The organism is Streptomyces scabichelini (assembly GCF_011045015.1).
GTDB lineage: Bacteria > Actinomycetota > Actinomycetes > Streptomycetales > Streptomycetaceae > Streptomyces > Streptomyces scabichelini.
In genome coordinates this window covers 1-13,934 of sequence record NZ_JAAKZY010000124.1, presented here as the reverse complement: position 1 = coordinate 13,934, position 13,934 = coordinate 1, and the positions used below count along the sequence as shown (strand labels likewise).

At 67.3% G+C, this 13,934-nt stretch carries 7 protein-coding genes; 4 read left to right on the top strand and 3 right to left on the bottom strand.

The features are described 5' to 3' along the window. Positions 1–56: 56 nt before the first annotated feature. The gene (locus G5C60_RS31555) at positions 57–3,734 is read right to left on the bottom strand and encodes a S8 family peptidase (protein WP_165264423.1); all 3,678 of its coding nucleotides are present in this window, start codon (positions 3,732–3,734) and stop codon (positions 57–59) included. A gap of 366 nt (positions 3,735–4,100) precedes the next feature. On the opposite strand from G5C60_RS31555, the gene G5C60_RS31550 reads away from it, so the two are divergent. Further along, positions 4,101–5,201, top strand: a complete 1,101-nt coding sequence (locus G5C60_RS31550; RefSeq protein WP_165264422.1) for a lytic polysaccharide monooxygenase auxiliary activity family 9 protein — start codon at positions 4,101–4,103, stop codon at positions 5,199–5,201. Between the two features lie 13 nt (positions 5,202–5,214). Here the strand turns inward: G5C60_RS31550 and G5C60_RS31545 are convergent, their stop codons facing one another. Together G5C60_RS31545 and G5C60_RS31540 are read right to left on the bottom strand one after the other, a co-directional pair. Next, positions 5,215–5,829, bottom strand: coding sequence for a Uma2 family endonuclease (locus G5C60_RS31545; protein ID WP_165264421.1), 615 nt, complete (start codon positions 5,827–5,829; stop codon positions 5,215–5,217). Positions 5,830–5,994: 165 nt separating this feature from the next. Beyond that, on the bottom strand, positions 5,995–9,804 hold the full coding sequence (locus tag G5C60_RS31540) for a GH92 family glycosyl hydrolase (RefSeq protein ID WP_206440243.1): 3,810 nt from the start codon (positions 9,802–9,804) through the stop codon (positions 5,995–5,997). A gap of 524 nt (positions 9,805–10,328) precedes the next feature. Between G5C60_RS31540 and ngcE the strand changes: the two genes are divergently transcribed. The 3 genes from ngcE (at position 10,329) to G5C60_RS31525 (ending at position 13,727) form a co-directional block, all read left to right on the top strand. Then, positions 10,329–11,777, top strand: a complete 1,449-nt coding sequence (ngcE, locus tag G5C60_RS31535) for an N-acetylglucosamine/diacetylchitobiose ABC transporter substrate-binding protein (RefSeq protein WP_165264420.1) — start codon at positions 10,329–10,331, stop codon at positions 11,775–11,777. A gap of 93 nt (positions 11,778–11,870) precedes the next feature. Continuing rightward, positions 11,871–12,800: a carbohydrate ABC transporter permease gene (locus G5C60_RS31530; protein ID WP_165264419.1), complete on the top strand. Its 930-nt coding sequence runs from the start codon at positions 11,871–11,873 to the stop codon at positions 12,798–12,800. Between the two features lie 3 nt (positions 12,801–12,803). After that, positions 12,804–13,727: a carbohydrate ABC transporter permease gene (locus G5C60_RS31525; protein WP_165264418.1), complete on the top strand. Its 924-nt coding sequence runs from the start codon at positions 12,804–12,806 to the stop codon at positions 13,725–13,727. Positions 13,728–13,934 lie beyond the last annotated feature (207 nt).

Here is a 13,934-nt window from a genome sequence, read left to right as displayed (position 1 = left end):
GGCAATGTTTGTTAAGGCTGTTAGTACCGGCCCGGATGCCGTCTGCTTCAGGCCGTCTACTTCAGGCCGAACGCCCGCACCACGGTCTGGTCGACCGCGTTGCCGTCCCGGTCGGCGGCCCGCACGCGCAGCGACACGAACTCGGCGCCCTTCGGGTGCTTGAGTTCCGCCTTGCCGTACCGGACCTTCACCTCCTTCCAGGTGGTGCCGTCGTCGTAGGAGACCCAGGCCTTCAGCTGACCGGTCGTGATGCTCTTGTGCTGGTCCCGGACGGAGAGTCCGAGCTCCGACCTCCCCTTGGACTCGACCCGGTTCAGGAGGTCCAGCCCGTCCACGTCGTAATCGACGGAGAGCAGCGGCAGCGCCGTCTGCTGTTCCGTGCGCGCCGAGGCGAAGGACCATTCGGTGTGGGTGCTCGTGGAGTACGTCGCCCAGTCGGCCGTGCGCCGGGCGTCGAGAACGAAGCGGTACGCGGTCTTCGCCGCCGGGACGTCGAAGGTTCCTGATCCGCGCACGGAGTCGCCGATCAGCTTCCCGTCCGCGTACAGCGCGCCCTTCGCGGTGTCCTGGGCATTGTCCACGTACCCGTAGTGACCGGGTGTGGCATCGCTCAACTCCGGTATTTTGAGGGCGAGTTTGTCGCCGGTGCGCTGGGAGACGCCGTACTGCTCACTGGACGCCGGGCGCACGACCTGGCGCAGCCAGTCCTCGGTGGGTACCCGGCCCGCCTTGTCGAAGGTCCGCAGGGTGTTCCACTGGGCCAGGGGCGCATTCACGTCGGGGTAGACGGCGTGCCAGACACGGGTGTCGGGGGCGACGTTGTAGTACTCGGTGCGCTCCGTGCCGAGTGGCGTCTTGTAGCTGGCCTCGATGGCCGCGGACTGCGAGGGGCGGTACCGGTAGACGGCGTCCTTGCCGACCTGGCCGGCCTTGCCCCCGTGGTAACGGACCTTGTGCCGCACGGTGTTGGAGCTGTTCAGGGAGTACGTCTGGTTCTTCGCGATGGCGCCGGTCTGCGGGAACATCACGTTGTAGACGTACGGGCTGACCGCGGTGCCGTCCAGCTTCAGCGTGACCTTCTTCCCGCTCTCGAGCAGTGCCCCGAGTTTCGCGCCGTCCTCGCCGGTGGCGACCATCAGCGGAATCGTCGCGCTGTTCACCCAGGAGATCCAGTACCCGGGCGTCTCGCGGTACGCGATCACGTAACCGGCCCCGGCCTTGGTCGCGTTGGCCAGCGCCTCGTCCGCCGTCTTCCCGGCCGGCAGCCGGACGACCGCCACCTTGCCCTTGACGTCGAGCCCTTCGAAGTCGGCCGCGCTGCCGCTGCCGGCGGCCACCGCCCGCGCCGTCCGCTCGCCGCTGAAACCGGCCGGAAGGCCGTTCCGCGTCTGTGCGTAGTCGAGGGGAAGTGCGTACTTCTCGGGACTGGTGACGCTCGCCGTCAACTCCTTGGCGGCCAGCCGGAACTTGGAGACGAACTCGAACATGCCCTCCGTGACCTTCTCGGTCGGAGCGACGTAGACGCGGTCGGTCCACCAGTTCTGAAGGTACGTCACCCTTTGGGCGGAACCCGGACCTTCCCGGTGCCAGCTGGTGATGAACCCCTGGAACTCGGAGTCCTCCTTGGTCTTCGGCTTGATCTCGACGGCCTTGCGGGCGTCGAGGACGACCTCGGTGTCCTTGTCGACCTTGATCTCGGGATCACCGACGACCGAGGTGGCGACCTCCAGTCCGCCCGCGTCCCGCTCCGGGATCCAGGCCGCCGTGGAGTACGTGCCGGCCGGCACATTGAGGGTGTAGCCGCTGCCGATGTACCCGGTCGTTGCCGGGTACGCGCCGTTCAGCTCCTGCAGCACGAAGATCGATGGCGTGGTGGACGGCTTGCCGCCGCGGTTCACCAGCGACACCTTCAGGCGGTAGGTCCTCGGCTGCTTCTCGAAGCCGACGGCCGTGGTGACCCGGACGCCGTCGGCGCTCGCGGTGATGTGGCCCGTGTACCGGCCCTCGGCCTGGTCGGCGGGGGCGACCGTGACCGCGACGGTGGTCGTGCCGTTCGCCGGGACGGTCACGAGGCCCGTGGCCGGGGTGGCCGCGGTGAGGGACGAGGAGAGCTTCAACTCCACTGCTTCGTCAGTGGTGTTGGTGTAGGTGATGTCCTTGCTGTCGGTCTCGGTGTCGCTGTCCTTGTACGTGCCGAAGCTGAGCGCCGGAGTCGCGAAGACGCCCTGCTCGACGGCCTGCACGGCGTCCACCCGGCCGTCGCCCTGCTCGAACACGGTGGTGTCCGGGCTGGTCTTCGCGGTGCTGGCGAGGGCCTGTTTGATCTGCCGGCCCGTCCAGTCCGGATGCGCCTGGGCGACCAGCGCGGCGACGCCCGAGACATGCGGAGTCGCCATCGAAGTGCCGTTCGACGACGTGTAGTTGTCGTCGACGGGCGTGCCCATGCTGGTGCCGGCGGCGCGGGCCGCGATGATGCCCACGCCCGGCGCGGTGATCTCCGGCTTGATCGCGGAGTCACCGAGGCGCGGGCCCCGGCTGGAGAAGGAGGCCAGCTTGTCGGACTTGTCGACCGCGCCCACCGTCAGCGCGGAGTCGGCGATGCCGGGCGTGCCGATGGTCCCCTCCGCCGGGCCGGTGTTGCCGGCGGCCACCACGAAGAGGGTGCCTGTGGACGCGGACAGCCCGTCCACGGTCTCGCTCAGCACGTCGGAGGGGCCCGACGCGGTACCGCCCAGCGACATCGAGACGATCTTCGCTCCCGAGTTCGCCGCCCACTGCATGCCCTCGAGGATCCAGGAGGTCTGGCCGCGGCCGTCGTTGCCCAGCACCTTGCCGACCAGCAGCTCCGCACCGGGGGCCGCGCCCTTGAGCTTGCCGTCCGAAGCCGAGCCCGAGCCGACGATCGTGGACGCCACGTGGGTGCCGTGGCCGTGACCGTCCTGCACGGCCTGGTCGGGCACGAAGCTGCGTGACTCGGCGATCCTGCCCGCGAGGTCCGGGTGCCCGGCGTCCACACCGGTGTCCAGGACCGCGACCTTGACGCCCTTGCCGTCGTAGCCGGACTGCCACACCTCGGGCGCGCCGATCTGCGGAACGCTCACATCGAGGGACGCTTCCACCTTGGCGTCCAGCCAGATCTTCTCGATGCCCTCACCGAGCAGGCGTGCGGCCTTCGAGGTCGGTTCGGTGCCGAGCGCGGGGGCGATGTCCGCCCAGAACGCGGTGGACTTCTCGGCGCTCAGTGCGGCGCCGTCGATCCCGGGGAGCGCGAGTGTGCGACGCGCGCCGTCGGGGGTGGCACTGCCCTTGGTGTAGGTCGCGATGACCGGGGTGGCCCCGGCTTGGGCGTCGGTGTAGCCCTGCTTCACCAGCTGGGTGATGTTGAACAGGGCGGGGTCGAGGCGGCCCGCCTGGATCAGCGGGAGCGCGTCGGAGGGTAAGACGCTGATCTCGCCGTCGCGTTCGCTGGACAGGAAGGTGGCGGCCTCACGGCCCTCGCCGCGCTGGACGTCGACGGCGTACTTGCCGTCCGGGCTGGTCGTGAGCGACACGGTGTCGCCGGTGACGAGGGTCACGGTCCGCTGGTTCGTGGCACCGGTCTTGGCGCCGCTCTGCACGGGCGTGGCGTCCGGTGCGGTGACCGGTGATCCGGAACCGGCCGCCGCGGGCGTGATCGCGCCCGTGAGTAGTCCTGCCGCTCCTGCCACAGCCCAGAGGGCGTGGAGTCTTCGCATGGGTGGCGTCCTCCCCTGAACGCTGACGACGCTTCCGGCCTGGTGAGCGGAAGCCAGTGATCAGAGTGAGCGCTGCACGCAAAGCGACTCAAGGGATTGCTGTGGCCAAGGAGTGCCAATGCCTGCTTCGGCCAAGCGAGTTGGCGGTCTGCGTACGCTCCGGGGTGTCCAGTTCGTCCCACGTTGCGAGAGCACCCTCGTGCGCCAGGCGTTTACAGCGGTTCGGGTCCGCGCTAGCTTCAGAACCACGTGGGGTGGGAGCGCTCCCATATGGTGGACCGGAACCCGCCCGGGAATCGCTCCCACCCCACGTATCCGCACACGGACACCACACGGCCTACGAGCGATCGGACGGGCAGGTATGTCATGATCCTGACAACTTCCACTTCGGCGCCAACTCCCCGACCCCCACGGCGATTACGGCTTCCCAGCCGGGGCAGAGCCTTCCTCCTCGTCCTGCTGGCCCTGCTCGTCACGGTCCCGGCCCTCGGCCTGGTCGTCACGGCCGGCGGCGAGGCGGAAGCGCACGGCACGCCCATGAAGCCCGGCAGCCGGACCTTCCTGTGCTGGCAGGACGGTCTGACCGACACCGGTGAGATCAAGCCCGTCAACCCGGCCTGCAAGGCGGCGCAGCAGGTCAGCGGCACGACGCCGTTCTACAACTGGTTCTCCGTACTCCGCTCGGACGGCGCGGGCCGCACCCGTGGCTTCGTGGCCGACGGCGAGCTGTGCAGCGGCGGCAACACCAACTTCACCGGCTTCAACACACCGAGCAGCGACTGGCCGTTGACGCATCTGACCTCGGGCGCGAACGTCGACTTCTCGTACAACGCCTGGGCCGCGCACCCGGGCTGGTTCTACGTCTACGTCACCAAGGACGGCTTCGACCCGACCAAGACCCTGACCTGGAACGACATGGAGGAGCGGCCGTTCCTGAGCGTCGACCACCCGCCGCTCAACGGCTCCCCGGGCACGGTCGACGCCAACTACTCCTGGTCCGGCAAGCTTCCTGAGGGCAAGTCGGGGCGCCACATCATCTACATGGTCTGGCAGCGCTCCGACAGCCAGGAGACCTTCTACTCCTGCTCCGACGTCGTCTTCGACGGCGGAAACGGCGAGGTCACCGGCATCAAGCAGCCGGGCAATCCCACCGAACCGGTGCCGGGCACCTGCACCGCCACCCGCAAGACGACGGGCAGCTGGAACGGCGGCTACCAGTCCGAGGTGACCGTCACCAACTCCGGCGACGTCCCGATGCTGGGCTGGATGGTCGACTGGACACTGCCCGGCGGCCAGAAGGTCGCGAGCCTGTGGAGCGGCAGCGCGACCTACTCCGGGCAGAACGTGATGGTCCACAACGCCAACTGGAACGGCTCGCTGGATCCGGGAGAAAGCACGACGTTCGGGTACACGGTCGAGGGCTCCGGGGGTGATCCGGCGACCGCCGTCCCGTGTCGGGTGGGCTGACGGGAGCGGCCTGTCAGAACCCGACGAGTGCGTCGATGTCGATCTCGATCTGGAACGGGACCTCGGTGACCAGTTTGTCGTGGTGCACGGGGTGCATGGGTGCCGGGATGTACGACCGGGTCTCGGCGTGGAGCCAGTACTCGTGCACCGCGAGCCGCTGGTCCCGGTCCAGCTCGACTCGCCAGTAGCAGGGCACCTTGGCCTCGGCGAAGAGCGCGGGCTTGCGCACCCGGTCGTCCTGCCGGGATCCGGGGGAGACCACCTCGACCACGAGGGCGAGCTTCTCCACCGGGACGCATTCCAGCTCGAAGAAGTTCAGCTCTCGGGTGTCGTAGACGATCACATCGGGTTTGGGGGTGTTCCGGTCGTCGAACATCACGCACTGCTCGGTCACGACCGTGTAGGGCTCGATACGCGCCGCTTTGAGGGCGTCCGCGATGCGGTCCCGCACGTGGTTGTGCCACAGCTTGGTCTGTCCACGCGCCACGATCTTTCCGTCCACGAGTTCCCAGTCGAAAGGCAGCTCCAAGTGCTTGACCTGGTCGAAGGTCCAGCCGTCTGCCGGCGGGAACATCCAGGTGTCCTCTGTGGCCCGTTCCTGCCCGGGTGTGGTCATCACTGCTCCCATGGACAAGAGTGTGGACGCCGGTGCGCGTCGTGGTCTTGTGTACGACGGTACCGTCACCCGAAGTGAGACTGCCACGGCGCGCCGTTGACGCGCGGCGGGCGCGGAGGGTTCCTCCGCGCCCGCCCCTCTCCCGTGGGGGGAGGCCCCGTACCGTACCGGCGGGCCTCAGGCCAGCAGCTCCACCTCCGCCAGCGTCGCCTCACCGTCGAGGACCAGCCGGTAGCGCTCGTACGTCCCCGGCTTCGGGACCGAGAACGCGCGGGTCTGCTTGTCCCAGGTGAAGGACTCGCCGGAGCGTTTGTCGAGGTCCTTCCATGTGCTGCCGTCGTCGGACGAGCCCTGGAGGACCCAGCCCTTGGGTGCCTTCGCGCGGTCCGCGGACGTCAGCGTGTACTGAACTGCCTTCGCCCCCTTGGGGATCGGCAGATCGACGGAGGCCGCGGCCCCGTCCGTCGCCGAGGTGTTGTCGAACAACGCCCCTTCGCCCTCCACGACATCGGACCGTGGCGCCGGCGCCTTGTCGTCCTGTGTGATCGACGGCGGCGCCGCGTTCTTCCCCGTGCCCCACGACGACGGCTTCGAGCCCATGTCGAACTCCAGCACCCCACCACGGGAGATCAGCGAGTGGGGGAGTGAAGTCGACGTCCACGCTTTGCCGTTGACCTTCAGGCCCTGCACATAGACATTCCGTGTGCTGTTCTTCGGGGCCTTGACCACCAGGTCCTTGCCGTTCTCCAGGTGGACGGTCGCCTTGGTGAACAGCGGTGAGCCGATGGCGTACTCGCCGCTGCCCATCACCAGCGGATAGAAGCCGAGGGCGGAGAAGAGGTACCAGGCCGACTGCTCGCCGTTGTCCTCGTCGCCGTGGTAGCCCTGGCCGATCTCGCTGCCGGTGTACAGCCTCGACAGCACCTCGCGGACGTTCTTCTGGGTCTTCCAGGGCTGGCCGGCCGCGTCGTACATGTAGTTCACGTGGTGGGCCACCTGGTTGGAGTGCCCGTACATGCCCATCCGTACATCGCGCGCCTCGGTCATCTCATGGATGACGCCGTTGTACGAGCCCTTGAACTCGGGCGAGGCGGTCTCGGGCGTGGCGAAGTACTCGTCGAGCTTCTCGGCCAGTCCGGACCGGCCGCCGTAGAGGTTCGCGAGTCCGCGCGAGTCCTGGGGCGCGGTGAAGGCGTAGCCCCAGCCGTTCGTCTCGGTGTAGTCGTGACCCCACACGCGCGGGTCGTACTTGGACGACTCGATCCGCCAGTCGCCCTTCTCGTTACGGCCCTGGAAGAAGCCGGCCTTCGAGTCGAAGAGGTTGACGTAGTCCTGAGCCCGGTCGAGGAAGTACTCGGACTCCTCCTTGTAGCGCTTCTCGCCCGTCTTCTTGTAGAGGGCCTGGCCCATCTTCGCGATGCCGTAGTCGTTCAGGTAGCCCTCGAGCGCCCACGACAGGCCCTCTTTGGTGTCGGTGCTCGTGTAGCCGAGGAAGGGGGAGGTGGTCATGCCCTTGCGGCCGACGCCCGAGGACGGCGGGACGACGCTCGCGTTCTTCAGGGCCGCGTCGTACGCCGACTTCTCGTCGAAGTCGACACCCTTCACGTACGCGTCCGCGAACGCCACGTCCGAGGAGGTGCCGGTCATGAGGTCCGCGTATCCGGGCGAGGACCAGCGCGAGGTCCAGCCGCCGTCCTTGTAGTGCTGCACGAAGCCGTCGACCATCTCGCCCGCCTGACCGGGGGTCAGCAGCGAGTACGCGGGCCAGGTCGTCCGGTACGTGTCCCAGAAGCCGTTGTTGACGTACACCTTGCCGTCGACGATCTTCGCGCCCGTGTGCGTCGGCGTGTCCGGGCCGGGCATCGGCGAGAACGGGGACGCGTACTGGTACTTCGAACCGACCTTCTCGAAGCCGGAGTTGGGGTAGAGGTACAGCCGGTAGAGGCTGGAGTACAGCGTCGTCAGCTGGTCGGGTGTCGCGCCCTCCACCTCCACCTTGCCGAGGATCCGGTCCCACTGCTTCTGGGCGCGCGACTTGACCGTGTCGAAGGACGTGCCGTCCGGGATCTCCTGGCGGAGGTTGTCCTTGGCCTGGTCGACGCTGATGAGGGAGGTCGCCAGGCGGAGTGTGACGGTGCGGTCGGAGCCCGCGTCGAAGCGCAGGTGGCCCTTCACACCGGACGAGCTCCCGTCGGTCACGGGCGCGTCGAAGGTCCCGTACACGAAGAGCCGTGTCGCACCCGTCGACAGTCCGGACTTCACGTCCGAGTAGCCGGTGACGACACCGTTCTCCTTGTCCAGCGTCAGGCCCGCCTGGTCCGTGACGTTGTCGAAGACCACGCTCGCGTCGTCACCGGGATAGGTGAAGCGAAGAGCGGCCGCATGGTCCGTGGGCGCCATCTCGGCCTTGAGGCCGTTCTCGAAGCGCACCCCGTAGTAGTACGGGCGCGCCGTCTCGTTCTCGTGCTTGAAGGCGAGCGCTCGGGCCGTGCGGCCGGTGTCCGGTGTGCCGGCGGCGGCCGACGGCATCACCTGGAAGGTCTGCCGGTCGCCCATCCAGGGACTGGGTTCGTGGCTGGCGCTGAACGCCTGGATGGTGGGCAGGTTGTCCGCGTTGTTCGCACGTGCGTAGTCGTAGAGCCAGGTGAGTGAACCCGCGTTGGTGACCGGCGTCCAGAAGTTGAAGCCGTGCGGCACGGCCGTCGCGGGGAAGTTGTTGCCGCGCGAGAAGCCGCCGCTGGAATTGGTGCCGCGGGTGGTCGAGGCGTAGTCCGACAGATGCGCCTTGGGCTTCTCGGGAGCGACGGGACGCAGCGCGACGTCGTCCAGCCAGCCGCGGAACTTCGCGGGCCCCTTCGGCGAGTCGTACGCGACCAGGATCCGGTCCACCGTCTTCCCGGCCGCGACCGAACCGATCCGCGACTCGACGTTGTTCCACTGGTTGACGTACAGCACCTTGGCCGCGCCCTGCCCCTGTGGAGTCAGCGCGAACCCGTGCTGGTCGGTGGCGCGCAGGTCACTCAGATAGGTGCCGTCCGTGAAGGCCAGGTCCACGGAGGTGTTCGTGGCGTCGTAGTCGCGGTCGCCGTCCGCCATCGACGGGAAGATCCGGTACGCCAGCTCGGTGTCCCGCCCGACGCGGACGTTCACGTCGAAGACCTTGTTGTACGAGTAGGCGCGGCCGTCCGGCTTGTGCGTGCCCGCGTACCGCAGGGCGCGCTTGCCGGTGAAGCCCGCGCGCGCCTTGGCGGTCGGGGAGGCGTTCGGCCCGTTGTCCACGAGCGAGAGCATGTCCTTGGGCGTGGGCTCCTCCTCGTCGCCGCCGTCCGAGAACTGCACGTCGGCGAGCTGCAGGGCGTCGGAGGCGCCGTTGTTCTTCGTGACGTCAAGCCGGAAGTGCCGGTACTCGGCCGGCTCGGCGAGGTCGTACGACTTCGTCTCGAACGGCTTGCTGAAGGATTCGCCCGTGCGGCTGTCGAGGGTCTTCCAGTCCTTGCCGTCCGTGGAGCCCTGAAGGGTCCAGTCCTTCGGGTCGCGCTCGGTGTGGTCGTTGGCGGACGTCAGCGCGTAGGTGACGAGCTCGACCGGGGCGTCCAGGTCGAACTCCACCCAGCCGGTGGGCGCGAAGGTCAGCCATTTGGTGCCCGGCTCGACGTCGACGAGGTTCTCCTTCACCTCGCCCGCGCCGGTGTTCTCGCCGCTCGCCCGGACGTCGGTGACATGGTCGGTGACATTGCCGGGGATGCCGCTGCTGTAGCCGCCGTCCACGCCCGAGGAGCGTTTCGTACCGTCAGGCGACGTATCGACCGTATTGAGCCAGTCAGGTGCGGGATCGTCCGTCTCGAACGAGGAGGCGAACTCCCGGTCGGCGGCCTCCGCCTGGGCCGGCCGGGCGACTGCGGCGCCCTGCGAGGCCACCACCAGCGCTAATGCGGTCGCTCCCAGAAGTGCCGTGGAACCCCATCTGTGCCGAGATCTGCCCTGCATCTACCAGCACCCTCCCTGCGAGTTGGACAACGTTGTCAATTCGCTGTGCGAGGTCCAGTAGGGCGTCAAGTGACCAGCGGTGTCAAGAGTGTTGGAAGCGGTGTATGCGATGCGAAGAGCCGCAAGTTGCTGCGATCACTCAATTGGCCGAGGCCAGGAGAGGTTCAAAGGGTGCGCGGGGAATCCAAGGGAGTGTCATATATCCGCGAGATCTCAACTCGGGAAAGACTGCCGACCGAACCTGCATTCGATCTTGCCCCCGCGTCCGGAAGTGGACTATACCTGTCAGCGTCCGCATGGCCGCTCGTCCGGTCGCGGGCGGCCCGGCACGATCCGAGCTTCACCGAAAAACCCCTCGCAGGGGCGCACCGAGTACGTCGTCCTACCCGGCCTCACGGCCGGGGTCCGGCCCGTGACGCAGCCGCTTTCCGCTACCGCGTCGCCGGGAAAACACAGCACATCACCGCGGTGCCCGGGAGGATCCGGTTCACCGCCTGAGTCCTGGAGAAGGCGAGGACTTGAGCATGGGATCCACTTCCGCCCACAGCGGCCATGAAGGTGTCGGCCGCCGCGATCTGATCAAGCGGTCCGCAGCACTCGGCCTGATCGCCGTGCCCACGATGAGCTTCCTGTCCGCGTGCGCCAGCGGCGACAGCGGCGGCGACGAGAAGGTCGACAAGGGCAAGAAGACCAAGGAGAACCCGCTCGCCGTCAACGAGAGCGCGCCGCTGGAGATGGTCATCTTCGACGGCGGTTTCGGCACGAAGTACGCCGAGGACGCCAAGGCGGTCTACGAGAAGAACTTCCCCAAGGCGAAGGTCAAGTTCTCGGCGACCCAGAAGATCCAGTCGGTCCTCCAGCCGCGCTTCAACCAGGGCACCCCGCCGGACCTGATCGACAACTCCGGGGCCGAGCAGATGGACATGGGCGTCCTCGTCGGCAAGAAGCAGCTCGCCGACCTCACACCGCTGCTGGACGCGCCGTCCGTCGACGACCCGAGCAAGAAGGTCCGGGACACCCTGCGCCCCGGCATCGTCGAGATGGGCCAGTTCGACGGCGACCCGGTCTGGATCATGTACTACGCGTACACCGTCTACGGCGTGTGGTACTCCCAGAAGGCGCTGGACTCGCTCGACGCCACGTACCCGGAGACCTGGGACGACATGCTCGCGGTCTGCGAGAAGGCGAAGAAGAAGGGCATCGCGGGCTGGACGTACGCGGGCAAGCACCCGTACTACATCCCCTTCTCGCTCTACCCGATGATCGCCAAGGTCGGCGGCCCCGAGGTCCTCGACGCCATCGACAACCTCGAGCCGAACGCCTGGAAGCACCCCGCGGTCAAGACCTGTTTCGAGGCGTACTACGAGCTCTACAAGAAGGGCTACATCCTCAAGGGCACCCCTGGTCTGGACCACATCCAGTCCCAGACGGCCTGGACCGAGGGCAAGGCGCTCTTCATCCCCAACGGTTCGTGGGTGGAGAACGAGGCGGCGAAGACCATGCCGAAGGACTTCAACCTCGCGGTGTCGGCGCCGTCCGGCATCGACAGCTCGGACAAGATGCCCTTCGGCACCATCTGGGCGTCCGGCGGCGAGCCCTTCATCGTTCCCGCCAAGGCCAAGAACCCCGACGGCGGCATGGAGCAGCTGCGCATCATGCTCAGCGAGGAGTCGTCGAAGAACTTCACCACGTCCGTCAAGTCGCTGTCCGCGTTCAACGGCGGCACCGACGGCATCGAGCTGACGCCCGGTCTGAAGTCCGGTGTCGCGGCCCTGGAGAAGGCCGGCCAGAACGTGGTCAACCCGCGCCTCCAGGACTGGTACGTGGCGCTGCAGAAGGAGAAGATCGGCGTCGGCGGCCTCGGCGAGATGATGGCGGGGCGGCTCACCCCGGCCGAGGCCATCAAGAAGATCCAGGCCTACGCCGACGAGGCGGCCAACGACGACACCATCCAGCACTACAAGCACCAGTGAGCGCAGCGGGGGACCCCGGGCCGTGACCGGGGTCCCCCGCTCTCGATGCGCGGCGTCGGCGGCAGCGCCCGCAGGAAGATCGGGTCGGTAGGAATGCAACACGGTAAATACCGTTTCATCGTGGGGTTCTTGGCGGCCCCCCTGGCCATTTACAGCCTCTTCGTGATCTGGCCCTTCATCCAGTCCATCTACTATTCGTTCACGGACTGGAGCGGTCTGAGCCCCGAGTTCAAGATGGTGGGCTTCGACAACTACACGAGAATGCTCGACGACGACGTTTTCTGGAAGTCCTTCCAGCACAGCGTGATGTTCGTGGTGCTGCTGCCGCTGGTGACGCTCACACTGGCGCTTTTCTTCGCCTTCATGCTGAATGTCGGCGGACGGCGCAGGAAGAACGCCGCGATCGCGGGCGTCCGTGGTTCGTCCTTCTACAAGGTCGTCTACTTCTTCCCGCAGGTACTGTCGATCGCGATCGTCGCGTTGCTGTTTCAGTTCGCGTACAACCCCAACAGCGGCGCACTCAACTCCGCGTTGAAGGCGGTCGGTCTCGATAGCGTCCAGCCCGACTGGCTCGGTGATCCCGACCTCGCCCTGTGGTGCGTCTTCGCGGTCCTCGTCTGGTGCACCGTCGGATTCTTCGTGGTGCTGTTCTCCGCGGGAATGGCCTCCATTCCCAAGGACTACTACGAGGCCGCGCTGCTGGACGGCGCGAACCGCATCACCACGTTCTTCAAGATCACCCTGCCGCTGCTCTGGGACACCGTGCAGTCCGGCTGGGTCTATATGGGCATCCTGGCGCTCGGGGCCGAGTCCTTCGCGGTCGTGCAGATCATGACCGTGGGGCCGAACGGCGGTGGCCCCGACTATTCGACGACGGTCCTGCCGCTGTACGTCTACCAGAAGGCGTTCCGCGACGGCCAGGCCGCCTATGCCACGACGATCGGTGTCGCCCTGCTCATCCTTACGCTGCTGTTCGCGGCGATCGTGATGAGGCTGGGCCGGCGCGAGCGGTTGGAGTACTGACTCATGAAGACGACCGACACCCCTCCCGCCGACGCCCCTCAGGAGGAGCGGCCGCCCGTCACCAAGACGACGGCCGCGCCCGGACCGCTGGAGAAGCCTGCCGAGGGCAGGACCCTCAACTTCTTCTCGCACGGCATGCTCATCCTCTGGGCGTTCATGGTCGTGATGCCGCTGCTGTGGGCGGTGATGACCTCGTTCAAGACGGACAAGGACATCTTCAGCTCGCCCTGGGCGCTGCCCGACTCATTGCACTTCGAGAACTGGTCGCGCGCCTGGACCGAGGCGAACATGAGCGACTACTTCCTCAACACGGTGATCGTGGTGGGGTTCTCGCTCGTCGGCACCATGCTGCTGGGCTCCATGGCGGCGTACGTCCTCGCGCGCTTCGAGTTTCCCGGGAACCGCTTCATCTACTTCCTCTTCATCGGAGGAATGAGCTTCCCGATCATCCTGGCGCTGGTTCCGCTGTTCTACGTCATGCAGAACCTCTCGCTGCTGAACACGCTGCCCGGGCTGATCCTGGTCTACATCGCGTACTCGCTGCCGTTCACGGTGTTCTTCATGACGGCCTTCTTCCGTACGCTGCCGACCTCGGTGGCCGAGGCGGCCTTCGTGGACGGGGCCTCGCACACGCGGACGTTCTTCCAGGTCATGCTGCCGATGGCCAAGCCCGGCCTGATCAGCATCAGCATCTTCAACTTCCTCGGGCAGTGGAACCAGTACATGCTGCCGACGGTGCTCAACACCGAGCCGGACCGGAAGGTGCTCACCCAGGGGCTGGTCCAGCTGGCCGTGAGCCAGGGTTACAAGGGCGACTGGTCGGGCCTCTTCGCGGGGCTGGTCATGGCGATGCTGCCGGTCCTCGCGGCGTACATCATCTTCCAGCGGCAGGTTGTGGCGGGGCTGACGGCGGGGGCGCTGAAGTAAGGCTTCGTTGTGGGCTGCGGGTGCGTTGTGGGTTGCTCGCGCCGTTCCCCGCGCCCCTTAGGTGCGTCGTGGGTCGGGGCCGCGACGGGGGTGTCCGTCCTCGGACCGGCGCGCGAGCTGTCGGCTGGTAAAGGGTGCTCGGGTTGGCGCGCCGGCCGCTGCGGGCGGACACCCCCGCCCCGTCCCCTTCCGCGCGTGGGTGACTGC

Excerpts from the sequence above, each read along its gene's own strand:
- G5C60_RS31555 (WP_165264423.1), bottom strand. The coding sequence starts at position 3,734 with ATGCGAAGACTCCACGCCCTCTGGGCTGTGGCAGGAGCGGCAGGACTA.
- G5C60_RS31550 (WP_165264422.1), top strand. The coding sequence starts at position 4,101 with ATGATCCTGACAACTTCCACTTCGGCGCCAACTCCCCGACCCCCACGG.
- G5C60_RS31545 (WP_165264421.1), bottom strand. The coding sequence starts at position 5,829 with ATGGGAGCAGTGATGACCACACCCGGGCAGGAACGGGCCACAGAGGAC.
- G5C60_RS31540 (WP_206440243.1), bottom strand. The coding sequence starts at position 9,804 with ATGCAGGGCAGATCTCGGCACAGATGGGGTTCCACGGCACTTCTGGGA.
- ngcE (WP_165264420.1), top strand. The coding sequence starts at position 10,329 with ATGGGATCCACTTCCGCCCACAGCGGCCATGAAGGTGTCGGCCGCCGC.
- G5C60_RS31530 (WP_165264419.1), top strand. The coding sequence starts at position 11,871 with ATGCAACACGGTAAATACCGTTTCATCGTGGGGTTCTTGGCGGCCCCC.
- G5C60_RS31525 (WP_165264418.1), top strand. The coding sequence starts at position 12,804 with ATGAAGACGACCGACACCCCTCCCGCCGACGCCCCTCAGGAGGAGCGG.